This window comes from Alphaproteobacteria bacterium (assembly GCA_019635875.1).
Classification (GTDB): domain Bacteria; phylum Pseudomonadota; class Alphaproteobacteria; order Reyranellales; family Reyranellaceae; genus JAFAZJ01.
The window spans coordinates 1-24,720 of sequence record JAHBYP010000001.1; the positions used below are offsets into that span (position 1 = coordinate 1).

The following is a 24,720-nucleotide window of genomic DNA, read 5'->3' on the forward strand; positions in this document are numbered from 1 at the left end:
ATCCTCGAAGCGCGCGACGATGGCTTCGACCTGACGGTCGTACGGCGCGCCGAACAGGGCGGCGTGCACCAGCAGCGGGTAGAGCTGATAGAGGGCGCGGCGCGTCTCGGCGAAGCCCGGCGGCGGCGGTGCGATCTCGAAATAGCGTCGCAGGAACGAGGGCGGGAAGCCGCCGAAGAGCTGCGTGAAGGCGAGCTCGATCTCGGGATGGCCATAGGCGATCGCCGGGTCGATCAGCGCCACGGCGCGGCCGCCGCGGCAGAGCACGTTGCCGATCCACAGATCGCCGTGCAGCAGCGCCGGCCGCGGCGGCTCGTGCAGCCAGTCGCGCAGGCGCTCGCCCAGGCGCCACAGGCGCTCGTTGAGCTCGGGCGCGATGTGTCCGGCGCGCATCGCCAGCCAGGACGCCACGTCGAGCCGCTTCCAGCGGAAGAAGTCGACCCAGCTCGCGAAACGCTCGTTGATCTGCGGCAGTCCGCCGATCATCACGTCGTAGCCGTGGCCATAGTCCGTCGCGGTGTTGGCGTGCAGCGCGGCCAACGTCTCGGCCAGCGCGCGGCCGCCCTCGTCGGAGAGGCCGAGGCTGTCGGTCTCGATGTAGTCCATGACCACGAGCCGGTCGTCGCCGTAGTGGAGCTGCGGTACCGGTGCGCCCGCCGCGGCGAGGTCGGCCAGCATGCGGCTTTCGCTCAGGAGATACGCCGGCGCTGTCTTGGCGACCAGCCGCTCGCCGCCGACATCGAGGCGCCAGACGGTGGCGCCGTGGCCTCCGGCGATGCGGGTGAGGCGGTCGGGGCGGCGGCCCAGCGCCGACTCGAGGCGATCGGCGAGGTTGTCGGCGCTCACGCCGTCAGCGACGTGGCGCGCAACTGCTCGAACAGGGCGGCGCAGCCGGCCTCGATCACGTCGAGGGCGCGCTCATAGTCGGCGGCATCGCCCATCCACGGATCGGCGACCTCGCGCAGGCCCAGATGCGGCGCGTAGTCGAGGAACAGGCGCGGCTTGGCGGTCAGGCCCTTGGGCGCCAGGCGGCGCAAGGCGGCCAGATGCGTGCGGTCCATGCCCAGCACGTGGTCGAAGCCGACGATGTCCTCGGCTGTCACGGGCCGCGCCCGCAGCCCGGAAAGGTCATAGCCGCGGCGCTTGGCGATGATCATCGCCGGGCCGCTCGGAGGCTCGCCGGCATGGCCGCTGTAGGTGCCGGCGGAATCGATGCGGAAGGCGCCGTCCATGCCGTCGCGCTCGACCATGGTGCGGAAGACCCCCTCGGCCGTGGGTGAGCGGCAGATATTGCCGGTACAGACGAACAGCACGCCGATCATATCGTCCGATCTCCGCGAGGGGGGCTTCCGCAGGGCGGGCGGGTACCGTACACCGGCCGCCGCGGACCGGGTATGGTTGTCGCCTCCACGAGTCAAGCGCGATGCACCAGGAATTCGGCCATCCTCCGATCGTCATCCTGACCGGCGCCGGCATTTCCAAGGAATCCGGCATCGACACCTTCCGCGATATCGGTGGGTTGTGGAGCCGCGTCAACCTGGAGGAGGTCGCCACCATCGAGGCCTGGCACCGCGACCCGGCCAAGGTGCTGGACTTCCACAACGCCGGCCGCGCCTTCTTCGCCGGCCGCAACATCACGCCCAACGCCGCGCATCGCGCGCTGGCCCGGCTGGAGCGGGAATGGCCGGCCGAGGTGCTGGTGGTGACCCAGAACATCGACCTGCTGCACGAGGGCGCCGGCTCGCGGAACGTCCTGCACATGCACGGCCAGGCCGGCAAGCTGCGCTGCATGGCCTGCGAGAGCGTCACCGACTCCGACGCCGAGCTGTCGGTGAAGACCGTCTGCGTCGCCTGCGGCGCGATCGGCCAGACGCGGCCGCATGTCGTGTGGTTCGGCGAGATGCCGCTTTCCATGGACGAGATCATGGCCGCCCTCGATGCCTGCGGCCTGTTCATCTCCATCGGCACATCGGGGGCGGTCTATCCCGCCGCCGGCTTTGTGCAGCATGTCCGCCGGCGGCGGCGTGCGCATACCGTCGAGCTCAACATGGAACGCTCCGACGGCTACCAGATGTTCCATGACGGGATATACGGGCCGGCCACCGAGGTCGTGCCGGCCTTTGTCGACAGACTGCTGAATGGAAGGACACAACATGCCTGACGACAGCGCCCGCTGGCGGCTCGAGGCGGCCAAGCCCTTCGGCGCGCGCCACATCGCGCCCGACTGCCGCGGCCAGAACTTCTATCGCGTCGATTCCTCGTTCCGCGACCTGCTGTCACTCTACATGGACGAGGACTGGCGTCAGCGCATCGAACCGCATTTCGACCGCATGGGCGAGATCGCCGGCGGCAGGCTCGACGAGCTGGCGGATGTCGCCGACAAGCACGGCCCGGTGCTGCACCCGCGCGACCGCTTTGGCCGCGACGAGGAATGGATCGAATATCACCCGAGCTATCGCGCCATGGAGCAGATCGCCTTCGGCGATTTCGGCATGCACGCGATGAGCCATCGCGCCGGCGTGCTCGGCATGCCAGAGCGGGCGCCGCCGCTGGTGAAGTACGGCTTCACCTATCTCTTCGTGCAGGGCGAGTTCGGGCTGATGTGCCCGATCTCCGTCTCCGATACCTCGAACTTCATCATCAGGAAGTACGGCTCGGCCGCCCTGAAGGCCAGGCTGCTCGACCGCCTGCTGTCGACCGACTTCGCGACGATGCTCAAGGGCACGCAGTTCATGACCGAGAAGGCCGGTGGCTCCGATGTCGGCGCGCTGGAGACCGAGGCCGAGTCGCTGGGCATGGGCGCCGACGGTGTCGAGCGCTGGAAGCTGCACGGCGACAAATGGTTCTGCAGCCACGCCGACGCCGATGTCGCCGTCATGCTGGCGCGGCCCCGCGGCGCGGCGTCCGGCACCAGGGGGCTTGGCCTCTTCGCCCTGCCGCGTCATCTCGATGACGGTTCGCGCAACGCGTATCGCATCGTGCGCCTGAAGGACAAGCTCGGCACGCGCTCGATGGCTTCGGGCGAGATCGTGCTCAACGGCGCCACGGCGTACCTGATCGGCGACGTGCGCGCCGGCTTCAAGCAGATGATGGAGCAGGTGAACCTCTCGCGCCTGTCGCACGGCGTGCGCGCCGCGGCGATGATGCGCCGATGCCTCAACGAGGCGCTGATGGTGGCACGCCATCGCCGCGCCTTCGGCAGCACCATCGATGCCTTTCCGCTGATGCGCCGGCAGCTGATGAAGATCATGCTGCCGACCGAGCAGGCGCTGTCCATGGCGATGTGGTCGGCCGCCGCCATGGGCCGCGCCGACAAGGGCGATCGCGGCGCCGCCGAGCTGGTGCGCATCCTCACGCCGGTGTTCAAGTACCGCGCCTGCCGCGACAACATCCGCGTCGCCAGCCATGCGCTCGAGGTGCGCGGCGGCGTCGGCTACATCGAAGAATGGGTCAACGCCCGGCTGGTGCGCGACGCGCAGATCGGCACGATCTGGGAGGGTACCAGCAGCATCAACGCGCTCGACGTGGTCAGCCGTGCCGTCGGCAAGTCCAGGGGCCATCGCGCGCTGCAGGAGGCGCTGGGCGACATGCTGGGCAAGGCCACGGCACTGCCCGGCCAGTTCCGCGGCACGCTCAACGCCGCCATCGGCCGTGCCGCCGACTTCGCCGAGCGCGTCGCCGCCGACCCGGCGCTGGAGAACCGCAGCCGGCTCGCCGCCGGCGGGCTCTATCACGCGGCGACCGCGGCGCTGCTGGCGGCCGAAGGCGCGGCCCTGGGCGCACGCGGCGGCGATGCGCGCCGCCTGCTGCTGGCGCGGCTGGTGATGGAGCATCGCCTGACGGCGCAGGATCCCTTCTCGCTGGCGATGAACGAGTGGGAGGAACAGGCCACCGACCTCCTGCTGTCGGATCGACCGGTGGCGCTGACGCAGGCGCAGGCGCTGGTTGCCTGATGGTGGTCGTGATAGCGTCTCGACGTCACTGACCGTCTCGGGGGGAGATCGACATGGCCATGAGCGATGCGAGGCCAAGCGGCTTCGATTGGAGCGTCGGTTCGGTCATCGGCACCGCGTTCAGCACCGTGTTCGGCAATTTCGTGCCCTTCGTCGGCCTTGCCCTGCTGATCGGCCTGCCCAGCCTGCTGCTCACCCTGATCGGCGTCCCCGAGCTCGTGAAGACCATCGTCGACCTGGTGATGGGTCAGGTGGTCACCATCACCCTGATCTACGGTACGGTGCAATCGTTGCGCGGCAACAAGGTCGGCATCTCGGAGTGCCTGAGCCAGGGCCTCAGCCGCCTGCCGGCGGCCATCGGCGTGGCCATCCTGGCCGGTCTCGGCATCGGCCTGGGCCTGATCCTGCTGATCGTCCCCGGCCTGTTCCTGATGACCATGTGGGCCGTCGCGATTCCCGCCGCCGTGATCGAGAAGACCGGTGTCGGTGCATCCTTCACGCGCAGCTCGACGCTCACCGAAGGCCGCCGCTGGCGCGTCTTCGGCGCGATCGTGGTGTCGTGGATCGTCGTCATGGCGATCACCATGGCCATCGCCTTCGCGCTGGTGGGCGCGGCCGGCGCCGGCAGCCTGTCGTTCGTGTTCGTCGTGATGTGGGTGGTCGGTGCCGTCCTGCAATCCTACATGTCGGCGCTGTCGGGCGTGCTCTACTACTTCCTGCGCCGCGACAAGGAAGGCGCCGACATCGAGAGCATCGCCTCGGTGTTCGATTGATCTTCCATTTACCTTCCCCCGGAGGGGGAAGGTGCCCGAAGGGCGGATGGGGGATGTCGAAGACGAACGCAGGAGTCCGTCATCGACATCCCCCTTCCGTCGCTGCGCGCCACCTTCCCCCTCCGGCGGAAGGGAAGACTCACCGATCGAACTTGTCGCGCTTGCGGCGGCCGAAGGCGAGATCGGTCTCGAGCCGGCCGCGCTGGGCGGCGTAGAACGCCTCGAGGAAGCGCGTGGCGTCGAAGCTGCGCTGGTCCGGCACCTCGTAGCCGATGCGCCGGATGATGCGCTGGGCCACGTCGCGGCGCGCGGCCGACACATCGGCATGCGTCGCGCGCAGCAATTCCTCCAGGACCTGCAATTCCTTGACGCCGTAGACCGCGAGCTGCGCCGGGGTGAAGCCATGGGGCTGCTCCGCCGTCGCGACGCCGCCGGTCATGCGCGCCAGATCGGGCAGCAGCGCCGGCCGCGGCTCGACGATCACCCAGGTGCCCGCCACCATGTCGCCGGCGCGCAGGCGGTCGCGGTTGAACAGCGGCAGACAGGCCAGGGCGGCGACCCAGACGAAGGCGGCGACCATCTCGAGGCGGCCGGTGGCGAAGGCTTGCGGCGTGGCGATGGCGAGCGAGATCGGCGCGAACAGCTCGACCTCGCGCATCAGGTTGCGGGCGATCACCGCCGAAGGCGCCAACGCGCCGCCGCGCCGGTTGACCACGCGCAGCCGCGTGGCGCGCTTGCCGAGCGTCCGGCCGTTCCACGCCAGCTCGAACAGCGTGAAGTAGAAGCAGCGCAGCAGGAACAGGATCAGCGTGGCGAAGGCGATGCCGAGATGGCCGCCGCCCAGCACCACCAGCGCCACCATCACGATGAAGGCCACGATCAGCACGGCGATATCGACCGCCAGCGCGCCCAGCCGCTCGCCGATGCTTGCCAGCTTGACATGCACCTGCACGCCCTCGGGCGTGGTCAGCTCGCGCCGCCGCGGATCGGGCGCCTGGGGATCGAGGATCAGCGCGTCGGTCATCGCGGCCTCTGCCGCCCGGCCGTCAGGATATAGGCGAGCAGCGCGGCGAAGACGCCCCAGCCCACGACGTAGCGCGATGCCGTGTCGACGATCAGCTGCCGGCCGAAGCCTTCGAGGATGCCGGCGAGCAGGAACAGCACGATCGCGCCCATCATCACCAGCGCCGCCGCGCGCCCCTCGCGCGCCAGCCGGACCAGCCTGGGCTCGCGCCCGGCGAAGATCACCGCGCCGGCCAGGCGCAATCCGGCGGCGGCGCTGAGGATCAGGGCGGCGAACTCGGTCGGGCCATGGATCGACAGCCAGCCGCCGGCCTCGACCAGCAGGCCGTGACTGTCGAACAGCGCCACGAAGGCGCCCAGCATGGTGCCGTTGTGCAGCATCAGCACGATGGTCGGCGCGCCGACGACGAAGCCCAGGGCGAAGCTCAGCATGCCGATCTGGGCATTGTGCGAGAACAGCCGCGCGGCGAAGGCCGCCAGCGCGTCGCCGCCGCCGCCGCCCTGCAGGGTGGCGCGCAGCGCCTCGCTCGAGGCGCCGGGCGAGCGGCCCTGCTGCAGCCCCGGCGGCACGAAGGCGTGGTAGTAGGCCGGATCGGCCATGGTCAGCAGATAGGCCGCCAGCGCGCCGCCGAAGACGACGAGCGAGACGATGGCGATCTGCTTCCAGCTTGCTCGCACCGCCTGTGGCAGCTGGCGCGCGAAGAAATGCGCGAACAGCCCGCCGGGATCCTCGCGCACGCCGTAGACGCAGAGATAGGCGCGCGCGCAGAGCGCCTCGAGATAGGCCAAAAGGTTGCGGTCGAGCGAGGTGGCGCGCGCCACCGAGAGGCCCGAGAGCGTGGCGCGGTAGAGCACCGGCAGGCGCGCCAGCGCGCGGCCGTCGAGCGAGCCGATGCCGCCCTTGTCGACGCGATCGATCAGCTCCTCGAGCTCGCGCCAGGCGGCCTCGCGTTCGCGGCGGAACTGCGCGCTTCTCAGCTCCAGCGCCATCTCACAAGAGCTCCCGTCGCTTGATCTCGAGGTAGCGGTTGACCAGCTCGATGCTCAGCTTCGCAGGCTCGGTCTCGAGGCACTGGATGCCCAGCCGCCGCAGGCGCTGCAGCACGATCTCGCGTTCGCCCATCAGGTCCTGCGCCAGCACGGCGCGGGCCAGCACCGGGAAGCTGTCGGGCCGCGCGTCGGCCAGCCCGGTCAGCGCGCGGTCGCGCAGGGCGACGAAGAGCACGAGGTGGCGGCCCGAGAGCCGGCCGAGATTGTCGATCATCAGCTCGGCGGTGACCGAATCGACGAAGTCGGTCATCACGACGATCAGGCTGCGGCGCTTGAGCCGGCCCATCAGGTCCATCAGCGCCAGCGTGTAGTTGCTCTCCTCGGCGCGATACTCCAGCCGCGCCATCTGGCGCTGGATATGGGCGAAATTGGCGACGTTGCCGACCGGCTCGGCATAGTGGCGAACGCGCGCGTCGAAGCCGAACACGCCCACCCGGTCGCCGGCGCGCAGCGACATGTAGGCCATCTGCAGGCCGGCGTTGATGGCGTGGTCGAGCCGCGGCACGCCGCCGAGCGGCTGGCTCATCAGATGGCCGGTGTCGAAGGCGAAGACGACCTGCTGGTTGCGCTCGGTATAGAACTCCTTGCACATCAGCTTGCGGTGCTTGGCCGAGGTCTTCCAGTCCATGGCGCGATGGTCGAAGCCCGGCATGTACTCGCGCAGCGCCCGGTACTCGCTGCCGTCGCCCTGCTGGCGCATCGGCTTCTGCCCGAAGAAGGCGTCGCGCTGCGCGAATTTCAGCGCCAGCTGGCGCACCGCGGCGATGTCGGGCACCGCGGCGATGACGCGGCCGACCTCGACGCGGTGATGGATCGCCATCAGCCCCAGGGGCCCGGTCCACAGCAACCAGATGCGCTCCAGCCGGCCCTCGCCGCGCCGCGTCGCCGACAGCTTCCAGTCGACCGCCGCCTCGGCATCGGCGCTCCACTCGACGATCGCCGCCGAGAGGTCGCGCAGCGGTCCCGACGTCTCGGGCAGCACGGTGCAGCGTCCGCCGCCGACATTGCCGGCCGGCGCGGCGACGCGCACCGACAATGGTCCGTCGGTGCCGACATAGAGCAGCTCGGGTGTGCTGGCCTCGACCCGCACGCCGCGCGTCGCCGGGGCGAGCGCCGCGTCGAGCGCCAGCGCCAGCAAGGCGGTGAGGGGCAATGCCAGCGCGGTCTCCCACCACGCCTCGAGGATCAGCGCCCACGGCAGCGCGATCGCCGCCGCGATGGCGACAATCGTGAGCGCGCGCGAGGTCGGACGCATCAGCAGGCCAATCGCTGAGGGATAAGCAGAGTCCCCTTCTCCCCGCGAAGGCGGGGAGAAGGTGCCCGAAGGGCGGATGAGGGGCTTCGCGGAAGTTCAGCAATGACGGCCTTCGTTGCTCGGCGAGGAAGCCCCTCATCCGCCTCGCTGACGCTCGGCACCTTCTCCCCGCCTTCGCGGGGAGAAGGAGTGAACGCCATATGCGATGGCCTCGGGCGCATCAGCGCGGCGCCGCCTGGCGCTCGATGATCTGGCCGAGCACGCCGTCGACGTTCTGGCCCTCGATCTCGGCGCTGGGCGACAGCACCAGGCGATGGCGCAACGCCGGCCGCGCCAGGCGCTTCACGTCGTCGGGAATCACGAAGTCGCGGCCCTCGAAGGCTGCCAGCGCGCGCGCCGAGGAGGCCAACATCGCCGCGGCGCGCGGCGAGGCGCCGAACTGAAGCGTCGGTTGCTGGCGCGTGGCGCGCACCAGGTCGACGACATAGGCGACGATGTCGTCGTTCAGCCGTACGCCGTCGACCAGCGCGCCCAGCGTCTGCAGCCCCGCCGTGTCGATCACCGGGCTGACGCCCAGGTTCCTGGGGTCGGCCATCGCCGCGCCCGATCCGTGGCGCGCCACCACGGCCAGCTCGTCCTCGCGCGAGGGATAGTCCAGCGTGTGTTTGAACAGGAAGCGATCGAGCTGCGCCTCGGGCAGCGGATAGGTGCCCTGCTGCTCGATCGGGTTCTGCGTCGCGATCACCATGAAGGGCGGGCCCAGCCCGTGGCCGCGGCCATCGATGGTGACCGAGCGCTCCTGCATCGCCTCGAGCAGGGCGGCCTGGGTCTTGGGCGGCGTGCGGTTGATCTCGTCGGCCAGCAGCAGCTGGGTGAAGATCGGCCCGTGGGTGAGCACGAAGGCGTTGGTCTGGAAGTTGAAGATGTTGGCGCCGATCACGTCGCCGGGCATCAGGTCGGGCGTGAACTGCACGCGGCTGAACTTCAGCGACAGGCAGGCGGCGAAGCTGCGCGCCAGCAGCGTCTTGGCGACGCCGGGCACGCCTTCCAGCAGGATGTGACCGTCGGCCATCAGCGCCACCAGCATCAGGTCGATCGCCTCGCGCTGGCCGACCACGACCTTGCCGATCTCCTCCGTCACCCGGGTGCGCAGGCTGACGAGCGGTTCAACGTCCATGCAGGGAATCCTCCCACCAACGGAACAGGCGGCCGGCCACCCCGACGATGGCGGTCGAATCGGGCTTCGGCGCGCGATCGACCTGGTCGACCTGGCGCATCAGCTCGGCGTAGCCCGGCCCCGGGGCGCGGCGGCGGCGCGACGCGTCGAGCCAGGTGCCGATCTCGGCCGGGCTGGTCGTGGCGCGCGGCGCGTGCAGGCGGCGGCCGAGGTCGAGCGCCTGCAGCTCGGCGTAGCGGCGCAGCACGCGTCCGCCATGGCTGCGCGCGTGCAGCAGCCCGGCCCCGACATCGATCAGGGTGAAGATGCCGGCCGGCGGACCTTCGGTCTCCCTGGCCGGCGGACCGAAGCGCAGCGCCGCCATCCACAGCGCCACGGCGGCCGCGATCGCGAACGCGATGGTGATGGCGAGGAAGGGCGGCGTGAGCATGAGCTTCCAGATGCTGCGCGACGCCGCGGCGGCGGCGGCATCCGACTCCAGCGCGAGGATCTGCCCGCCCGAGCCTCGGATGCGATCGATCATGCTCATCGCCACGCTGGCGTTCTGCCCGCGCCACAAGCCGTGGTTGGCGAGCAGATCGGGGTCGGCGAGCACGATCACGTCGGGACGCGCGCAGAGCCGGCCGATCAGGATCCCTTCCGGGCTCGACAGCAGCGGGCAGAGCAGGCGCGAGCGCACGAGCTGCGGCTGGCCGAGCTCGGGCGCGCCGCGGATCTCCGAGGCGCGCCACGCCGTGACCGACGGGGGCCGCACGATCTCGATGTCGCCGGCGACTTCGCGCGCCAGCTGGCGCACCGACTCCGGGGCCAGCAGCCGCGCGGCGCGCACGCGGTCGGAAAGCCCGTCGCGCCGGGTGCGCCATTTCGGCAGCACGATCAGCGCCGGTCCGGCGCGCGTGGCGACCACGTAGCGCACCTCGGGCGGGTCGGCCGGCGCCAGCAGCAGGCGCAGCGCGGCGCGGCTGTCGCTGCGCGACAGGCGAGAGGCGACCGCGGGCTCGAACTGGCGCAACAGCTCGATGAAGGCGCGGTAGCCGACGGCGGAGCGCGAGGCGCTGGTCGTGCCGGCGGACTCGTTGCCGGCGCGCGGCGCGTCGTCGTCGATGGCGAGATAGGCCATGGCGACGAAGGCGGCCGCCGCGACGCCCAGCAGCACCAGCAGGGTGCGCCGCCGGAAGGGGTGGGTCTGCGTCCCGCTCACGCCGCCGCCTGCGGAGCGATCTGCCACAGCCGCTCGTAGTGCATGCGCACGCGCGCGTAGAGCGCGCCGTCGGCCGACCGGCCGCCGAAATGGCACAGCTCGGCGGCACCGACCAGGGCGGCGAGATCGCCGCGCGCCTGGTCGGGAAGCCTCATGTGGTGGATCAGCTCGCGCGCGGTGAGCGCCACCGGCACGCCCTGGCCGGTCAGCCTGCGCAGCCGCTCGATGCTGGTCAGCAGCAGGATATGGATGGCCCTGGCCCAGTCGCCGTCGGCCGCCGCCTGGTCGGCGTCGTCGAGGCGGGCGATGACCTCGACTTGCTGGCGGGTATGGGCCGCGCCCGGCGCCTCGCCCGCATCCGCACGGTCGGCCGGCGCCGATAGCCGCCAGCCGCCGCCCAGCAGGCGCACGGCGATCATCGCCAGCACGATCACCAGCGCGCCGGCCAGCAGGAAGGTCACGATGCCGTTGCCGGCAGGAACGCTCACCTCATCGGGCGGACGACGCGGCGGCGGCAGCGGCGCCGCCTGCACGTCGGGCAACTCGCGCTGGTAGCTCGAGGCGCCGTAGATCCGTTCGACGGCGCGCTGGATCGTCTCGCCGGACGGCGCGGGCGCCGCCGCCGCGCCGCAGGCGAGCGCCGCCGCGAGGCCGAGGAGCGCGACGAGAGTTCGGATCATGCCGCGCGATGCTAGGGTGCCACACGAGCCCACCGCAAGGTCGCCGGCCGACCACCGCGGGATGCGCTGCCCGGGGCCATGTCGAGCCATTTGATTCGGTCACGTCCGGGGCCCGGACTCGGCGGCGTCCTGTTTCTGCGGCACTATCAGGCTCCGGCGGGCCGGGCGCATGCGGGCGCCGCGCGACGAGGGTTGGCCGACGGGGGCGAGGTGATCCGTGCCGCGGGCATCAAGGAGGAGCGAGGCGCCGCCGGCGCATCTGGTGCCCGACGTGCTCGGCCCGGACCTCGATCTCGTGTTCTGCGGCACGGCGCCGAGCCCGATCTCGTTCAGGCGCCGGGCCTACTACGCCAATCCCGGCAACTCCTTCTGGTCGACCCTGCATCGCGTTGGCCTGTTGCCGGAGCGCCTCGAGCCGGAGCGCTACCGTGAGGTGCTGCGTCATGGCATCGGACTCACCGATCTCAACAAGACCGAATACGGCAGCGACCACGAATTGACGCCGGCGGCGCTCGACGCCGCCGCGATGCGCGCCAAGCTGCTGGCGCACAGGCCCGCCGGCGTCGCCTTCACCAGCAAGAACGCCGGCGGGCTGTTCTTCGGCGTACGCGGCATCGGCTACGGCCGCCAGCCGCCCGCGCTGGTGTCGACCCTGGAAGCCGGCTTGCGCGATATCGCCTATTTCGTCCTTGCCTCGCCCTCGGGCCGCGCGCGCTCCTGGTGGCGGATCGAGCCCTGGCAGGAGGTCGCCGCCTTCGTCGAGGCGCGGCGGCGCGGGCGCGCATGATCTCGCGGCGCGCGGCGATCGCCGGCGTCGCCGCCGCGACGCTGGCGCGGCCAGCGCTGGGCCGATCGGGGCTGCGGGCGCTCACCGATCTGGCGCGCCGCGCGGCGATCTACGCCGTGCCGATCTACCAGATCTATCGCCGGCGCTGGCGCGAGACCGTCGATTCCGCCAATCCCCGGTTGCTCATGCTCAACCGGCTCGACCACGCGACGATGCCATCGCCGGCGGCGCCTGACATGCTGGCATCCGACGCCTGGCTCGATCTGACGGACGAGCCGATGTTCCTCAGCCTGCCCGACATGGGCGGGCGCGCCTATTGCTTCGCCGTTGTCGACATGTTCGGCGACACGATCGACCAGGTGTCGCGCCGCCACTATGGCGGACGATCGCCGCCGCATGTGCTGTTTGGCCCGGCGTGGACCAATCCGCCGCCATGGGATGTGCGGGCGATCCACGCGACGAGCAATCTGGTGCGGCTGATCGGGCGCATCGCGATCGACGACACCGGCGACATCGTCGCAGCGCGCGCCCTGCAGGCCAAGGTGTTGCTCGAGACCCCGGGGCGGCGCAACGAGCGGCGCATGCTGGAATCGCGCGAGCTGATGCCTGCGGGCACCGCGGTGCAGGAGGAGTTGATTGCGAGCTGGCCCCAGCCTTCCGTTCGCGATCCGTGGGATCTTCTGGCGGTGGCCGCGCGCGTGCTGGGCGAGGGTCCGGTGCCAGCCCGCGACACGGCGCTGGTGGCGAACCTCGCCGGGCTGAGGCTGCGACCGGGACGGCGCTTCGATCTGCTTGGCTTCACGCCGGTGGAGCGGACGGCGATGCTCGAGGGGATCCATGCCGCGCATGCCGAGATCGATGAGGCGGCGCGCGGCAACCGTCGCGCGCGGACCTGGCGTCTTCCGCCGCGCCATCCGGGCGATTTCGGCGGCGACCGATTACAGCGCGCCGTCGTCGCGACGATCGATCCGTTCATGCCGCAGAGCGAGGAGGCCATGACCCTGGTTGCGACTGCCGACGACAGCGGCGCGCCGCTCGACGGCGCGCGGCGCTACGAGGTTCGCTTCAACGCCGCACCGCCCACCCGCGCCTTCTGGTCGCTGTCAAGCGACGGGCGGTTGATTGGCGGGTTGCGGCGCAACGGCGACCGGCCGGTCGAGATATCGGTACGTGTTCGGCCGGGTCCGTTTGTGCTCGAGCTGCGCATCTTCCAGCCGGAGGGTGGATTGCTCGACGGGACGTGGCACCCACCTGACATAGTGCATATTCAATGAATATTCTGATTGCGCTCGCACTGCGGCTTTTTGGCCGCGACGGCTGCCACAATCGCAAACAATGGGACAATCACGAGAGATTGACGATATATTGACACCTACCTCGTGTCCAACGGGCCCGTGAGTTGGGGATCGCGGCGATTGCGGATGGAAGCGGGACAGTAAGCGTTTCGCGCAGCCGGAGACCTTGGGGAAAGGGTGTCCGACAAACCGTCGCGGGCCTCATCGCAGGCTCCATCCACAACGAGCCACCCGTGATCGACGAGCGTCGGCGGGTCGAGGCGTTGCGCGCCTATCGCATCCTCGACACGGATCGCGAGCCGGTCTTCGACGATGTCGTCGAGCGCGCCTGCGAGTTGTTCGGTGCGCCGATTGCGCTGGTCGCCTTCATCGATGCGCAGCGTCTGTGGATCAAGGCAAGCCGCGGCATCTCGTTCACCGAACTGGCGCGCGGCACCAGCATCTGCGAGCACGTCCTGGAGCAGCCCGGCCCCCTGCTGGTCGGCGACCTGTCGCGCGACGAGCGCTTCGCCGGCAATCCGCTGGTGAGTGGCGCACCGCAACTGCGCTTCTACGCCGGCGCTCCGATCATCTCGGCCGAGGGCCACTATGTCGGCGTCGTCTGCGTCATGGACGCGACGACGCGAGAGACAATCGAGGTCGCCGCGGTCACCGGGCTCGGCGCCCTGGCTCGGCTTTGCCGCAACGAGCTTGAGCATCGCCGTGAGATGCGAATCCTGGCCGCCTCCGAATCGCGGCTGCGCGACCTGGCGATGGTCTCGACCGACTGGTTCTGGGAAACAGACGCGGAGCACCGTTTCGTCGACGTCGAGCGGGATGGAACGCACCGCTATCCGTCGCCCGACAGCGTCGTCGGCAAGACGCGCTGGGAGCTGGCCAACGCCGACCTCGCGCATCCCTACTGGCAGGCGCACCTGGCGATCCTGGCGCGGCGCGCCGAGTTCCGTCACTTCGAATACCGGTTGCCACACGCCGACGGCACGCTGCACTGGATCCGCGTCAGCGGCCAGCCGGTGTTCGAGGACGGCGTCTTTCGCGGGTATCGCGGCGGCGGCACCGACATCACGGCGCAGCGCGACATCGAGGAGCGGTTGCGCGATCTCGCCAGCCTGTCGACCGACTGGACATGGGAGACCGATTCCGAGCACCGCTTCGTGCGTCTCGACATGCTGATGCCGACGGCGCCGTTCGACTTCAACTACATCTCGGGCGTCACCCGCTGGCAGATCGCAGGCGCGGACACCAGCACGGAGCCGTGGCGCAGCCATATCGCCCAGCTCAACGCGCGCGAGGAATTCCGCGACTTCGAGTACGAGATGGCCCGCCCGGACGGCGCGCGGATGACCGTGCGCATCAGCGGCCGGCCGATCTTCGAGGGTGGCGTCTTCCGCGGCTATCGCGGCGCGGCGCGAGACATCACGGCGCAGCGGCGCGCCGAGGAGAAGCTCAGCGAGCGGGAGACCGCCTTCGCCACGCTGTTCCGCCGCCACCCTCAGCCGATGTGGATTCACGAGCCGGGCACGCTGCGCTTCCTCGACGTCAACGACGCGATGTGCACGACCTACGGCTACACCCGCGAGGAACTCGCCCGGCTGACCGCGCAGGAACTGCGCGTGCCCGAGCAGCGCGCGTCGCTGGCCGAGCTGGTGGCCAGCATTCCGCGCGACGCCGGCTACCAGGCCGAACGCCAGCACATCACCAAGGACGGCCGGCGCATCGACGTCATCGTCAACGTCGCGCCGACCGAGTTCGACGGCAGGCCGGCGCGTTTCGTCATGGTGCGCGACGTCACCCAGCAGCGCGCCGCCGAGACCCGCGCCGCCGAGGCCGAACGCACGCTCCGGCAGAACCAGCAGATCGAGGCGCTCGCCAAGCTGGCCGGCGGCATGGCGCACGAGTTCAACAACCTGCTGACCGTGATCATCTCGGCCAACGAGATGCTGAGCGACGGCCTGCCCGAGGGCGGCGAGGAGCGCCAGCTCGCGGGCATGGCGCTCGAGGCGGCGCAGCGCGGCGCGCAGCTCGCCGATTCGCTGATGACCATCTCGCGCCGCCAGGATCTCTCGGTGCTGCGCATCGACGTCGGCGCCGTGGTGCGCCGCATGGATGAGCCCCTGCGCCGCCTGCTGGGCGGCGCCATCGCGTTGGAGAGCGACATCGCCACCGCGCCGTTGCTGTGCGAGCTCGACGAGGGCCAGCTCGAGGCCGCGATCGGCAATCTCGCCAGCAACGCGCGCGACGCCATGCGCGAGGGCGGCATCGTGCGCCTGCGCGCCCTGCCGCGCGAGGTGACGCAGGCCGAGGCGCTGGCCGATGCCCGCCTGCAGCCGGGTTCGTGGGTCGTCGTGTCGATGCAGGACAGCGGTCTGGGCATGGCGCCGGCCGTGGCCGCCAAGGCGTTCGAGCCTTATTTCACCACCAAGCCGGTCGGCCAGGGTATGGGGCTGGGCCTGAGCATGGTGCACGGCTTCGTGCATCAGTCCGGCGGCTTCGCCACCATCGACAGCCGCGTCGGGTCGGGCACGACGGTGAGCCTGTTCTTCCCGGCGGTGCGTACGCGCCGCGACTTCGCCTCGACCTGATCTCAGCCTCATCCTTCCTTCTCCCCGCGAAGGCGGGGAGAAGGTGGCCGAAGGCCGGATGAGGGGCTTCGCGGTGCTGCGACAACGACAGTCGATGTTGCTGCGCGAGAAGCCCCTCATCCGCCTCGCTGGCGCTCGGCACCTTCTCCCCGCCTTCGCGGGGAGAAGGAAGCTCAGCCGCCGGCGCGCTGCTCGGCCTGCGCCTCGATGGCTTCCATGTCCTCGTCGCTCAGACCGAAATGGTGGCCGATCTCGTGGATCAGCACGTGGCGCACGACGTGGACGAGATCCTCGCCGGTCTCGCACCAGTAATCGAGGATCGGCCTTCGGTAGAGGAAGATGCGGTCGAGGTCGTTGGCCACGTGATCGACGCTGCGCTCGGCCATCGACACGCCCTGGTACAGGCCGAGGATGTCGAACGGGCTCTCCAGCCCCATGGTCTGCTCGACGTCCTCGCTGGGGAAATCGTCGACATGGATGTGCACGTTGGCGGTGTGGCGGCGGAAGTCCTCCGGAATCGACGCCAACGCCTCGCCGGCGATCTCCTCGATCTCCTCGAGGGTGGGTGCCGTCGTGAAGCTGCGCGCAGGCGGTCGACTGCGGTAAGGTACCATGCGCTTTTCCTAGCGGCGCGCCGGTCGGCGCACAAGCGCACGATGGATCAAGCGCGGCGCGCGGCCTAGGCCGGCGCGGCGCTCCGGTCAAGGGAGAAGACGATGGCAGCGAAGCTCGACGGCGCGCGACGCGCCGAGGCACTGGGTGAGCTGAAGGGCTGGAGCGAGGTCGCCGGCCGCGACGCGATATCGAGATCGTTCAAGTTCACGGACTTCAACGCCGCCTTCGCCTTCATGACGCGCGTGGCCCTGGCGGCGGAGAAGGCGGACCATCATCCCGAATGGTTCAACGTCTACAACCGCGTTGACATCACGCTCTCGACGCACGACGCGGGCGGCCTCAGCGAGCGCGACGTCGCGCTCGCCCGGTTCATCGACTCGGTGGCGTAAGCCCCCGCTGTCGTCCTGAGCGCAGCGAAGGACCTTGCGGTATCGCGGTCACGCACTTGGGCCGTGTCCGTTCGCCCGACCGCGAGATCCTTCGCTGTCGCTCAGGATGACGAGGTGCGCTTAACGCGGCGCCATGCGGATGGCGCCGTCGAGGCGAATCACCTCGCCGTTGAGCATGCGGTTGGCGACGATGTGCGTGGCCAGCTGCGCATACTCCTTGGGATCGCCCAGGCGCGAGGGGAACGGCACCTGCGCGCCCAGGCTCTTCTGCGCCTCGGCCGACAGGCCCATCATCATCGGCGTCAGGAACAGGCCGGGCGCGATGGTGCAGACGCGCACGCCGACGGAGGCGAGATCGCGCGCGATCGGCAGGGTCATGCCGACGACGCCGCCCTTCGACGCGGAGTAGGCGGCCTGGCCGATCTGGCCGTCGAAGGCGGCGACCGAGGCGGTGTTGACGATCACGCCGCGCTCGCCGTCGTCCATCGGCTCGGCCTGCGACATCGCCCAGGCGGCGACGCGGATGACGTTGAAGGTGCCGATCAGGTTGACGTTGATGACCTGCGCGAACATGTCGAGCGCGTGCGGGCCGGTCTTCGAGATGGTGCGCGCGGCGCGGCCGATGCCGGCGCAGTTCACCGCCACGCGCGGCGTGCCCAGCTTGGCGACCACCTCGGCGACGGCGGCCTCGACATTGGCCGCGTCGGCGACGTTGCACTTCACGTACAGCCCGCCCAGCTCGGCCGCCTTGGCCTTGCCCAGCTCGTCCTGCACGTCGAAGATCGCGACCTTGGCGCCCGATGCGGCCAGCGCGCTGGCGGTGGCGCCGCCCAGTCCCGATGCGCCGCCGGTGACGATGACGGCCTGACCCTTGACGTCCATGGGGTTCCCCTTCCCGTTGGTTCGGATGCGAAACGCGGTGGCAAAGCCAGCGCGAGCGACGGCGCTTGTAGCAGAGGCCCACGGGAGAGGCGACCTCTTGCGCCGGCGGCCGGCGGGGCCATATGCCACGTCATGGAGACTGTCCAGACCGAGCAGCAGCGGCACGACACGGCCACGGTCCAGACCGGGTTCTGGCCCAAGATCAAGCTGGTCGCCCGCCGCGTGCCCTTCGCCGAGGACGCCATCGCCGGCTGGTACGCCGCCAACGATCCGGCGACGCCCAGCTGGGTGCGCGCCACCCTGATCGGCGCGCTGGCCTATTTCGTGATCCCCTTCGACGCCGTGCCCGACTTCTTGGCCGTGCTGGGCTATGCCGACGATGCCGCGGTGCTGATGGCCGCGATCAAGGCGGTCGGCAGCCACATCACCCAGGGCCATCGCGGCCGGGCGCGGCGCTGGCTGGATTCAACCGACCTGGGCTAGCCGAAGCGGTTTGAACCGCCGGCCGCGATCTGCGATTCTGGACTGCCGAACGGACCTCCAGAGTTCCGCCGATGCCCCCGCTCGAGACCCTTCTTCCCGTCGTCATCGCCGCGCTCGTCCTGGGCCTGGCGATCGGCTGGCTGGCGCGCAGCGGCCAGGTACGCCGCCATACCGACGATGCGCATTCCACCAGGCTGCAGCTCGCCGGGGCGCAGACGACGGCTGCGCGCGTGCCCGAGCTGGAGCAGCGGCTCGTCGATGCCGAACGCGAGAGCGATGCGCTGCTGTCCGAGAAGTCGCGGCTGCAGACCCTGGCCGAGCGGCTGAAGCCGGCGGAGGACGAGCTGGCCTTTCTGCGCGCCCGCGTCGATGCGCTGTCCTCGGCCAAGACCAAGCTGGAGGAGAACCAGCGCAACATGGAGGCCGCGCACGCCGAGAAGACCGCGGCGCTGACGGCGCTGCGCGAGGACATCGACGCGCGGCTCAAGGCGATGGCCGATGCCGCGCTCGGCCAGAGCCAGAGCAGGTTGATCGAGCTCGCCGAGCAGTTGCTGAAGAACCATCACGCGTCGAGCGAAGCCGACCTCGCCAAGCGGCAGGTGGCGATCGATCAGCTGGTCAAGCCGGTGGCCGAGACGCTGGAGGCGTACCAGAAGCGGCTGGCCGAGCTGGAGCAGCGCAACGCCCAGACCTATGGTGCGCTGTCGGCCGAGCTGAAGAACGTCGTCGCCGGTCAGGAATCGGTGCGCGGCGAGGCGGCGCGGCTCACGCAGGCGCTGCGCGCTGCGCCCAAGACGCGTGGCCGCTGGGGTGAGCAGCAACTGCGCCGGGTGATGGAGCTCGCCGGCATGAGCGAGCATGTCGACTTCGTGCTCGAGCACAGCGTCGCCACCGAGAGCGGCCGGCTGCGGCCCGACGCGATCATCCGCCTGCCCGGCGGGCGCAGCATCGTGGTCGACGCCAAGACCTCGCTGTCGGCCTATCTCGAGGCGATCGATGCGGCGGATGAAGCGGTGCGCGACGGCAAGCTGGTCGAGCACGCACGGCAGATCCGCCAGCACGTGGCACTGCTGGCGGCCAAGGACTACTGGTCGCAGTTCGAGGATGCGCCCGACTTCGTGGCGATGTTCGTGCCCGGCGAGAACTTCTACAGCGCCGCCGCCGAGCGCGACCCCGACCTGTTCGAGTTCGCCATCTCGCGCCGCGTGCTGGTGTGCACGCCGACGACCCTCGTGGCCCTGGCCAAGGCGGTAGCCTATGGCTGGGGCCAGGTGAAGGCCAACGAGAACGCTGCTGAGATCGCGCGGCTGGGCAACGAGCTTTACGGCCGCCTCGCGGTGATGGCCGAGCCGATCGTGTCGCTGGGCAAGAGCCTGGAGGGCGCCGCGGCGCACTACAACAGGTTCATCGGCAGCATGGAGGGGCGCGTCTTCCCGACGGCGCGGCAGATCCGCCAGCTCTCGCCGGGCGACAGCCCGCGGCCGTTGCCCGATCTCAAGGAGATCGAGACGGCCGTGCGTCAGCCGCGCACCGACGGCGATCTGTTGCCGCCGGTCGATCCCGGCTGAAACGAGAGCGCCCCCGACTTGGCGGGGGCGCTTCGTCGATCGTCCGATCAGTAGCAGTAATTGCCGCCGTAGTCGCAGCGTGCCGGAGGCGGCGGATAGCCGTAAGGCTGCTGCGGTGGCGGATATGCCGCAGGATATCCCGCAGGCGGCGGTGGATAGCCGTAGGGCTGCTGCGGTGGCGGATAGTCGTAACGCTGCGGCGGCGGCGAGGGCGTTGTCGCCGCGCCGAGCACGGCGCCGCCGATGCCGCCGATCACCACGCCCGGCACGATGCCCAGACCCGTCGTGGCACCCAGTGCCGCGCCGCCGCCGGCGCCGATCAGGCCACCGGTCTTCACCACGGCCGCGCCCTAGTAGCGGCAGTAGTTGTTGTAGTAATCGCAGCGTGGCTGCGGCGTCGTCGCCGCGCCGATCGCGGCGCCGCCCAGGCCGCCGACCACGGCGCCCGGCACCACGCCGAGGCCCGTCGCCGAGCCGACCACCGCACCGCCGCCCGCGCCGATCAGGCCGCCGGTGACGGCACGCTCGCCGGGGGTCTCGCCGCAGGCGGCAACCGCCAGCACCAGCGGCAGGCTCATCACGCCAAGACGCAGGGACTTCAACATGACACGCTCCTATGACGGCCGGCCTGACGCCGGCGGAGATAAAGGATGAACGCCTGGGAGAACGTGCGTGAGCGCCGGCCCCCATGCGCGGTCACATCGTCAACGGTGGCGCCGGACGTACGGTTCCCGCCAGCGTAGGGGAACCGGCGCCGAACGGATTGTGGTCAAGCTGTGGCGCGCCTGCCGCGCCCGGCTTCACGGCGGGCCACACAGAGCGTCGAGCAGGCGATGGACCGCGCACCAACCGCGGTCTGCTTCGAAGGCTGCACCAACGTCACGCAGATGCCGCGACGCTCTCGGCACGGGCCTTCAGGGCCTCGTTCATCGCCACGAATCCGCGGCGCGTTGTGGGAAGCGTGCCCCGCAGCAGACCGGACAGCAGCCCGGTGAAGATCTCGCCGTGATCGAGCCGACAGCCACCGTCAGCCGGGGTGAGGCGGAAGACATGCTCGCCGTCGAACAGGCCGGGCATCAGCAGACGGCCGCGCCAGCGCAGCTCGACCTCGGGCGTCGCCGCCAGCACCACCGGGCGGAACATCATCGCCCTGCGGCCGGGCGGCTGGATGGTGACCACCAGGCGATCGCCGACGACGGGGAGCCCGGCGACACGGGTGATGAACGGGTTCCAGGCGGGATAGGACGCGAAATCCGTCAGCACCGACCAGACGCGCGCCGGCGACGCCGCGATGTCGATCGATGTGTCGATCGAAGGCATCGGCCGATGGTCAGGCCGCGACCTTGATGCCGATGGTGAGCTTGGCCTTGGTCTTGGCCTTGACCTCCTCGACCGTGACATCGTCGGCGAGCTCGACCAGGGTGACGCCGCCGGAGCCCTTCTTGTCGACGCTGAACACGCCCAGCTCGGTGATCACCATGTCGACGACGCGCTGGCCGGTGAGCGGCAGCGAGCATTGGGCGAGCAGCTTCGAGGCGCCGTCCTTCGAGACGTGCTCCATCACCACGACGACGCGGCGCACGCCGGCGACGAGATCCATCGCGCCGCCCATGCCCTTGACCATCTTGCCCGGCACCATCCAGTTGGCGAGGTCGCCGTTCTCCGCCACCTCCATCGCGCCCAGGATCGACAGGTCGATGTGCCCGCCGCGGATCATCCCGAAGGAATCGGCCGAGGAGAAATACGACGTGCCCTTGACCTCGGTGACGGTCTGCTTGCCGGCGTTGATGATGTCGGCGTCGACCTCGTTCTCGAGCGGGAAGGGGCCCACCCCCATCATGCCGTTCTCGGACTGCAGGGTGACGTCCATCGTCTCGGGCACGTAGTTCGACACCAGCGTGGGAATGCCGATGCCGAGATTGACGTAGAACCCGTCCTGCAATTCCTTGGCGGCGCGGGCGGCGATCTGGTCGCGGGTCCAGGGCATTGGTGGTTGCTCCTTAAGCCTTGCGAATCGTGCGCTGCTCGATGCGCTTCTCGTGCGGCGAGCCGTCGATGATGCGCTTCACGAAGATACCGGGCGTGTGGATGTGGTCGGGGTCCAAGGTGCCGGCGGGCACGAGCTGCTCGACCTCGGCGACGGTGACCTTGCCGGCCGTGGCCATCATCGGGTTGAAGTTCCTGGCGGTCTTTCGATAGATCAGATTGCCGGCGGTATCGCCCTTCCACGCCTTGACGATGGCGAGGTCGCCGACGATGCCGCGCTCCATCACGTAGCGCTCGCCGTCGAACTCGCGGATCTCCTTGCCCTCCGACACCAGGGTGCCGACGCCGGTCCGGGTGAAGAAGGCCGGGATGCCCGCGCCGCCGGCGCGGATGCGTTCGGCCAGCGTGCCCTGCGGATTGAACTCGAGCTGCAGCTCGCCCGAGAGGTATTGCTGGGCGAACAGCTTGTTCTCGCCGACATAGGACGAGACCATCTTGGCGATCTGCTTGGTCTCCAGCAGCAGGCCCAGGCCGAAGCCGTCGACGCCGGCATTGTTGCTGACGCAGGTCAGGCCCTTGACGCCGGAATCCTTGATGGCGGCGATCAGCTTCTCGGGGATGCCGCACAGCCCGAAGCCGCCGGCCAGCACGGTGATGTTGTCGCGCAGCAGCCCGTCGAGCGCCGACTTCGCGTCCTTGTAGACCTTGTTGACCATGGCTTCCCCGACCTAGCCGATTGCTGCGGTGCACAAGGATAGGCTGATATCGGCGGCTACAGGAAGCGTCAATCGGGCGAGCCGCCGTCGTGCCGGCGGACCGCGCGGGTTCATGACATGTCGGCGACGCTACGTCATGCGCACGATCGCCCAGCCGAGCGCGGCGGCGGCGAGGACAATGCCCGACAGCGCAACCAGCCACGGTGCGCGGGCGCGGTGATCGGTGCGAGGCACGCGGGCCTCCTGTCGCCGTGCTTCGCTCCACGCCTCGGGCGGCGTCGGCGTGCCGGCGGCTTCCTCGTCCGTGCCCAGCGGCGCGGCGGCAGGATCGAAGGCCGGCACCTTGTCGCCGGTGCGTCCGGCGTTGATGTCGTCCTTCAGCTGGGCGCTGGTCGAGGGGCGGGAATTGCGATCATTTTCCGTCATCCATCGAGAACGGGCGCGCCGGGCGCGGGTTGCCGGCCGGTCAAGGTCGCTGGAACCGCCCGCCGGCAGCGCATAGGCTCATCCCGTCGCAGGGAGTGACGCGCCATGAACGCACCGTCGAACTATTCACTCACGCCCACGGTGGGCCGCGGCATGGTCGCGGGCCGGCCCGACATCGCCGGCACGCGCCACATGGCGTCGGCCGGCCACTACCTCGCCTCGCTCGCCGCCTTCCATGTGCTGGAGGACGGCGGCAACGCGATCGACGCCGGCGTCGCCGCCGGCCTGGCGCTGGGCGTGGTGCAGAGCGACCTGGTGAACGTCGCCGGCGTCGCGCCGATCATGATCAGGCTGGGCAAGACCGGCGAGGTGGTGACGATCTCCGGGCTGGGCTGGTGGCCCAGAGCGCTCGACCCGACCTTGTTCCAGCGCGAGCACGACGGCCACGTGCCGCGCGGCATCCTGCGCCAGATCATTCCCGCCGCGCCCGACGCCTGGCTGCTGGCGCTGGAACGCTACGGCACGATGAGCTTCGGCGAGGTCGCGACCTCGGCGATCCGTCTCGCCGAGGGCTTCGTGATGTATCCGCTGATGGCCGACTACATCGAGACCTTCAGGAAGGACTATGCCGAGTGGTCGGCCAACGCCGCGGTCTACCTGCCCGGCGGCGCGCCGCCCAAGGCGGGCGAGGTGTTCGTGCAGCGCGATCTGGCGCGCACCCTGCGCTTCATGGCCGACGAGGAGCACAAAGCCTCGGTCACCGGCGGCCGCATCGCCGGGCTGAAGGCGGCGCGCGCGGCGTTCTACGAAGGCGACATCGCGCGCGCCATCACCAGGCACCACGAGGAGAATGGCGGCCTGCTGCGCATGGAGGATTTCGCCGGCTACCGCAGCGCCATCGAGGCGCCGGTGTCGCTGACGTTCAACCAGCACACGGTCTATGCCTGCGGACCGTGGTGCCAGGGCCCGGCGCTGCTGCAGGCGCTGTCGCTGCTCGATCCCGACTCGCTGAGGGAAATGGGCCACAACAGCACGGCCTACCTGCACAGCGTCACCGAGGCGCTGAAGCTCGCCTTCGCCGATCGCGAGCGCTTCTACGGCGATCCGCGCTTCATCGACGTGCCGATCGAGCGCCTGCTGTCGGCCGAGTATGCCGCCGAGCGCCGCCGCATGATCCGGCCCGACGAGGCGTGGCAGGAGATGCCGCCGGGTGGCGCGGTCGACGGCTATCCACGACCCATGGCGTCGACAGGCGATCCGCAGCTGCCGCTCGACACCAGCTATGCCTGCGTCACCGATCGCTGGGGCAACGTCTTCTCGGCGACGCCCAGCGACGTGTCGAACTCCTCGCCGATGGTGCCGGGCCTCGGCATCGTGCCGTCCTCGCGCGGCTCGCAATCCTGGGGCGATCCAAAGCATCCGTCGGCCGCCGCGCCGGGCAAGCGCCCGCGGCTCACACCCAACCCCGCCATCGCCATCGGCCCCAACGGTGAGGCGATACCCTTCGGCACGCCGGGCGGGGACGTGCAGAGCCAGGCGATGCTTCAGGTGTTCCTGAACCGCACCGTCTTCGGCATGACCCTGCAGGAGTCAGTCGAGGCGCCGCGGCTGGCGAGCTTCAGCTTCCCCGATTCCTTCGAGCCGCACACCTACCTGCCGGGCAAGCTGATGCTCGAGGCGCGGCTGGCGAAGTCGGCAATGGGCCCGCTGCGCCAGCTCGGCCACGACGTCGACGAATGGCAGGACGGCACCTGGCGCGCCGGCGCGGTGTGCATCATCGAGGCCGACGCGAAGAAGGGCTTGCACATCGGCGCCGCCGATCCGCGGCGGGCGTGCTACGCGGTGGGGTGGTAGCGACTTCACCTTCCCCCGGAGGGGG

At 70.1% G+C, this 24,720-nt stretch carries 26 protein-coding genes; 10 read left to right on the forward strand and 16 right to left on the reverse strand.

The window, feature by feature from the left end; genetic code table 11:
* On the reverse strand, positions 1-846 hold an 846-nt coding region (locus tag KF889_00005), incomplete at its 3' end, for a fructosamine kinase family protein (protein ID MBX3497799.1).
* A complete protein-coding gene (locus KF889_00010) occupies positions 843-1,322 on the reverse strand; it encodes a low molecular weight phosphotyrosine protein phosphatase (GenBank protein ID MBX3497800.1) in 480 nt (159 codons plus the stop codon). The genes KF889_00010 and KF889_00005, both read right to left, overlap by 4 nt.
* A 101-nt stretch (positions 1,323-1,423) precedes the next feature.
* Between KF889_00010 and KF889_00015 the strand changes: the two genes are divergently transcribed.
* From KF889_00015 to KF889_00025, 3 genes are read left to right on the forward strand one after another with little or no spacing between them, the layout of a single operon-like run.
* The gene (locus KF889_00015; GenBank protein ID MBX3497801.1) at positions 1,424-2,161 is read left to right on the forward strand and encodes an NAD-dependent deacylase; all 738 of its coding nucleotides are present in this window, start codon (positions 1,424-1,426) and stop codon (positions 2,159-2,161) included.
* On the forward strand, positions 2,154-3,953 hold the full coding sequence (locus KF889_00020) for an acyl-CoA dehydrogenase family protein (protein ID MBX3497802.1): 1,800 nt from the start codon (positions 2,154-2,156) through the stop codon (positions 3,951-3,953). Before KF889_00015 ends, KF889_00020 begins: the two co-directional genes overlap by 8 nt.
* A gap of 53 nt (positions 3,954-4,006) precedes the next feature.
* Positions 4,007-4,726, forward strand: a complete 720-nt coding sequence (locus KF889_00025) for a hypothetical protein (protein MBX3497803.1) — start codon at positions 4,007-4,009, stop codon at positions 4,724-4,726.
* Between the two features lie 139 nt (positions 4,727-4,865).
* On the opposite strand, the gene KF889_00030 is transcribed toward KF889_00025, so the two are convergent.
* The 6 genes from KF889_00030 to KF889_00055 all read right to left on the reverse strand — a co-directional run bounded on the left by KF889_00030 (position 4,866) and on the right by KF889_00055 (position 11,112).
* Positions 4,866-5,750, reverse strand: coding sequence for an RDD family protein (locus KF889_00030; protein MBX3497804.1), 885 nt, complete (start codon positions 5,748-5,750; stop codon positions 4,866-4,868).
* Complete coding sequence (locus tag KF889_00035; protein MBX3497805.1) at positions 5,747-6,739, reverse strand: stage II sporulation protein M; 993 nt, start codon at positions 6,737-6,739, stop codon at positions 5,747-5,749. The genes KF889_00030 and KF889_00035 overlap by 4 nt, the downstream gene beginning before the upstream one ends.
* A 1-nt stretch (position 6,740) precedes the next feature.
* Complete coding sequence (locus KF889_00040; GenBank protein ID MBX3497806.1) at positions 6,741-8,054, reverse strand: DUF58 domain-containing protein; 1,314 nt, start codon at positions 8,052-8,054, stop codon at positions 6,741-6,743.
* A 220-nt stretch (positions 8,055-8,274) separates the two neighbouring features.
* Positions 8,275-9,231: a MoxR family ATPase gene (locus KF889_00045; protein MBX3497807.1), complete on the reverse strand. Its 957-nt coding sequence runs from the start codon at positions 9,229-9,231 to the stop codon at positions 8,275-8,277.
* Complete coding sequence (locus KF889_00050; GenBank protein MBX3497808.1) at positions 9,221-10,432, reverse strand: hypothetical protein; 1,212 nt, start codon at positions 10,430-10,432, stop codon at positions 9,221-9,223. Before KF889_00050 ends, KF889_00045 begins: the two co-directional genes overlap by 11 nt.
* Positions 10,429-11,112, reverse strand: a complete 684-nt coding sequence (locus KF889_00055; protein MBX3497809.1) for a hypothetical protein — start codon at positions 11,110-11,112, stop codon at positions 10,429-10,431. Before KF889_00055 ends, KF889_00050 begins: the two co-directional genes overlap by 4 nt.
* Before the next feature lie 217 nt (positions 11,113-11,329).
* Here KF889_00055 and KF889_00060 point away from each other — a divergent pair, with 217 nt between their 5' ends.
* The 3 genes from KF889_00060 to KF889_00070 all read left to right on the forward strand — a co-directional run bounded on the left by KF889_00060 (position 11,330) and on the right by KF889_00070 (position 15,776).
* Positions 11,330-11,899, forward strand: coding sequence for a mismatch-specific DNA-glycosylase (locus tag KF889_00060; GenBank protein MBX3497810.1), 570 nt, complete (start codon positions 11,330-11,332; stop codon positions 11,897-11,899).
* Positions 11,896-13,173 carry a DUF1254 domain-containing protein gene (locus KF889_00065; GenBank protein ID MBX3497811.1) on the forward strand — a complete coding sequence of 426 codons (1,278 nt, stop codon included), beginning with the start codon at positions 11,896-11,898 and terminating at the stop codon, positions 13,171-13,173. The genes KF889_00060 and KF889_00065 overlap by 4 nt, the downstream gene beginning before the upstream one ends.
* Positions 13,174-13,427: 254 nt before the next feature.
* Entirely contained in the window at positions 13,428-15,776 is a 2,349-nt protein-coding gene (locus KF889_00070) for a PAS domain S-box protein (GenBank protein ID MBX3497812.1), read from the forward strand.
* Positions 15,777-15,949: 173 nt separating this feature from the next.
* On the opposite strand, the gene KF889_00075 is transcribed toward KF889_00070, so the two are convergent.
* Positions 15,950-16,390, reverse strand: coding sequence for a metallopeptidase family protein (locus KF889_00075; protein ID MBX3497813.1), 441 nt, complete (start codon positions 16,388-16,390; stop codon positions 15,950-15,952).
* 102 nt (positions 16,391-16,492) lie between these two features.
* Between KF889_00075 and KF889_00080 the strand changes: the two genes are divergently transcribed.
* Positions 16,493-16,780 (forward strand): 4a-hydroxytetrahydrobiopterin dehydratase, encoded by a 288-nt coding sequence (locus KF889_00080; GenBank protein MBX3497814.1) that lies wholly within the window; start codon positions 16,493-16,495, stop codon positions 16,778-16,780.
* Positions 16,781-16,900: 120 nt separating this feature from the next.
* Here the strand turns inward: KF889_00080 and KF889_00085 are convergent, their stop codons facing one another.
* The gene (locus KF889_00085) at positions 16,901-17,662 is read right to left on the reverse strand and encodes an SDR family NAD(P)-dependent oxidoreductase (protein MBX3497815.1); all 762 of its coding nucleotides are present in this window, start codon (positions 17,660-17,662) and stop codon (positions 16,901-16,903) included.
* Positions 17,663-17,794: 132 nt separating this feature from the next.
* On the opposite strand from KF889_00085, the gene KF889_00090 reads away from it, so the two are divergent.
* Both KF889_00090 and rmuC read left to right on the forward strand, forming a co-directional pair.
* On the forward strand, positions 17,795-18,145 hold the full coding sequence (locus tag KF889_00090) for a DUF1232 domain-containing protein (GenBank protein ID MBX3497816.1): 351 nt from the start codon (positions 17,795-17,797) through the stop codon (positions 18,143-18,145).
* A 71-nt stretch (positions 18,146-18,216) separates the two neighbouring features.
* Positions 18,217-19,713 (forward strand): DNA recombination protein RmuC, encoded by a 1,497-nt coding sequence (rmuC, locus tag KF889_00095; GenBank protein MBX3497817.1) that lies wholly within the window; start codon positions 18,217-18,219, stop codon positions 19,711-19,713.
* 47 nt (positions 19,714-19,760) lie between these two features.
* Here the strand turns inward: rmuC and KF889_00100 are convergent, their stop codons facing one another.
* From KF889_00100 to KF889_00125, 6 genes are all read right to left on the reverse strand, one after another.
* Entirely contained in the window at positions 19,761-20,054 is a 294-nt protein-coding gene (locus KF889_00100) for a hypothetical protein (protein ID MBX3497818.1), read from the reverse strand.
* Between the two features lie 9 nt (positions 20,055-20,063).
* Entirely contained in the window at positions 20,064-20,318 is a 255-nt protein-coding gene (locus KF889_00105) for a hypothetical protein (GenBank protein ID MBX3497819.1), read from the reverse strand.
* A gap of 274 nt (positions 20,319-20,592) precedes the next feature.
* Positions 20,593-21,033, reverse strand: a complete 441-nt coding sequence (locus KF889_00110; GenBank protein MBX3497820.1) for an SRPBCC domain-containing protein — start codon at positions 21,031-21,033, stop codon at positions 20,593-20,595.
* 10 nt (positions 21,034-21,043) lie between these two features.
* A complete protein-coding gene (locus KF889_00115) occupies positions 21,044-21,700 on the reverse strand; it encodes a CoA transferase subunit B (GenBank protein MBX3497821.1) in 657 nt (218 codons plus the stop codon).
* 13 nt (positions 21,701-21,713) lie between these two features.
* The gene (locus tag KF889_00120) at positions 21,714-22,415 is read right to left on the reverse strand and encodes a CoA transferase subunit A (protein MBX3497822.1); all 702 of its coding nucleotides are present in this window, start codon (positions 22,413-22,415) and stop codon (positions 21,714-21,716) included.
* Positions 22,416-22,544: 129 nt separating this feature from the next.
* Positions 22,545-22,841, reverse strand: coding sequence for a hypothetical protein (locus KF889_00125; GenBank protein ID MBX3497823.1), 297 nt, complete (start codon positions 22,839-22,841; stop codon positions 22,545-22,547).
* 153 nt (positions 22,842-22,994) lie between these two features.
* Between KF889_00125 and KF889_00130 the strand changes: the two genes are divergently transcribed.
* The gene (locus KF889_00130; protein ID MBX3497824.1) at positions 22,995-24,695 is read left to right on the forward strand and encodes a gamma-glutamyltransferase; all 1,701 of its coding nucleotides are present in this window, start codon (positions 22,995-22,997) and stop codon (positions 24,693-24,695) included.
* The last annotated feature ends 25 nt before the right edge of the window (positions 24,696-24,720 follow it).

What these genes read in the sequence shown, in the direction of transcription:
- KF889_00045 (MBX3497807.1), bottom strand. Translation starts at nt 9,231, where the DNA reads ATGGACGTTGAACCGCTCGTCAGCCTGCGCACCCGGGTGACGGAGGAG.
- KF889_00030 (MBX3497804.1), bottom strand. Translation starts at nt 5,750, where the DNA reads ATGACCGACGCGCTGATCCTCGATCCCCAGGCGCCCGATCCGCGGCGG.
- KF889_00010 (MBX3497800.1), bottom strand. Translation starts at nt 1,322, where the DNA reads ATGATCGGCGTGCTGTTCGTCTGTACCGGCAATATCTGCCGCTCACCC.
- KF889_00105 (MBX3497819.1), bottom strand. Translation starts at nt 20,318, where the DNA reads ATGTTGAAGTCCCTGCGTCTTGGCGTGATGAGCCTGCCGCTGGTGCTG.
- rmuC (MBX3497817.1), top strand. Translation starts at nt 18,217, where the DNA reads ATGCCCCCGCTCGAGACCCTTCTTCCCGTCGTCATCGCCGCGCTCGTC.
- KF889_00125 (MBX3497823.1), bottom strand. Translation starts at nt 22,841, where the DNA reads ATGACGGAAAATGATCGCAATTCCCGCCCCTCGACCAGCGCCCAGCTG.
- KF889_00015 (MBX3497801.1), top strand. Translation starts at nt 1,424, where the DNA reads ATGCACCAGGAATTCGGCCATCCTCCGATCGTCATCCTGACCGGCGCC.
- KF889_00130 (MBX3497824.1), top strand. Translation starts at nt 22,995, where the DNA reads ATGGTCGCGGGCCGGCCCGACATCGCCGGCACGCGCCACATGGCGTCG.
- KF889_00075 (MBX3497813.1), bottom strand. Translation starts at nt 16,390, where the DNA reads ATGGTACCTTACCGCAGTCGACCGCCTGCGCGCAGCTTCACGACGGCA.
- KF889_00025 (MBX3497803.1), top strand. Translation starts at nt 4,007, where the DNA reads ATGGCCATGAGCGATGCGAGGCCAAGCGGCTTCGATTGGAGCGTCGGT.
- KF889_00040 (MBX3497806.1), bottom strand. Translation starts at nt 8,054, where the DNA reads ATGCGTCCGACCTCGCGCGCGCTCACGATTGTCGCCATCGCGGCGGCG.
- KF889_00120 (MBX3497822.1), bottom strand. Translation starts at nt 22,415, where the DNA reads ATGGTCAACAAGGTCTACAAGGACGCGAAGTCGGCGCTCGACGGGCTG.
- KF889_00085 (MBX3497815.1), bottom strand. Translation starts at nt 17,662, where the DNA reads ATGGACGTCAAGGGTCAGGCCGTCATCGTCACCGGCGGCGCATCGGGA.
- KF889_00090 (MBX3497816.1), top strand. Translation starts at nt 17,795, where the DNA reads ATGGAGACTGTCCAGACCGAGCAGCAGCGGCACGACACGGCCACGGTC.
- KF889_00035 (MBX3497805.1), bottom strand. Translation starts at nt 6,739, where the DNA reads ATGGCGCTGGAGCTGAGAAGCGCGCAGTTCCGCCGCGAACGCGAGGCC.
- KF889_00080 (MBX3497814.1), top strand. Translation starts at nt 16,493, where the DNA reads ATGGCAGCGAAGCTCGACGGCGCGCGACGCGCCGAGGCACTGGGTGAG.
- KF889_00020 (MBX3497802.1), top strand. Translation starts at nt 2,154, where the DNA reads ATGCCTGACGACAGCGCCCGCTGGCGGCTCGAGGCGGCCAAGCCCTTC.
- KF889_00065 (MBX3497811.1), top strand. Translation starts at nt 11,896, where the DNA reads ATGATCTCGCGGCGCGCGGCGATCGCCGGCGTCGCCGCCGCGACGCTG.
- KF889_00110 (MBX3497820.1), bottom strand. Translation starts at nt 21,033, where the DNA reads ATGCCTTCGATCGACACATCGATCGACATCGCGGCGTCGCCGGCGCGC.
- KF889_00115 (MBX3497821.1), bottom strand. Translation starts at nt 21,700, where the DNA reads ATGCCCTGGACCCGCGACCAGATCGCCGCCCGCGCCGCCAAGGAATTG.
- KF889_00055 (MBX3497809.1), bottom strand. Translation starts at nt 11,112, where the DNA reads ATGATCCGAACTCTCGTCGCGCTCCTCGGCCTCGCGGCGGCGCTCGCC.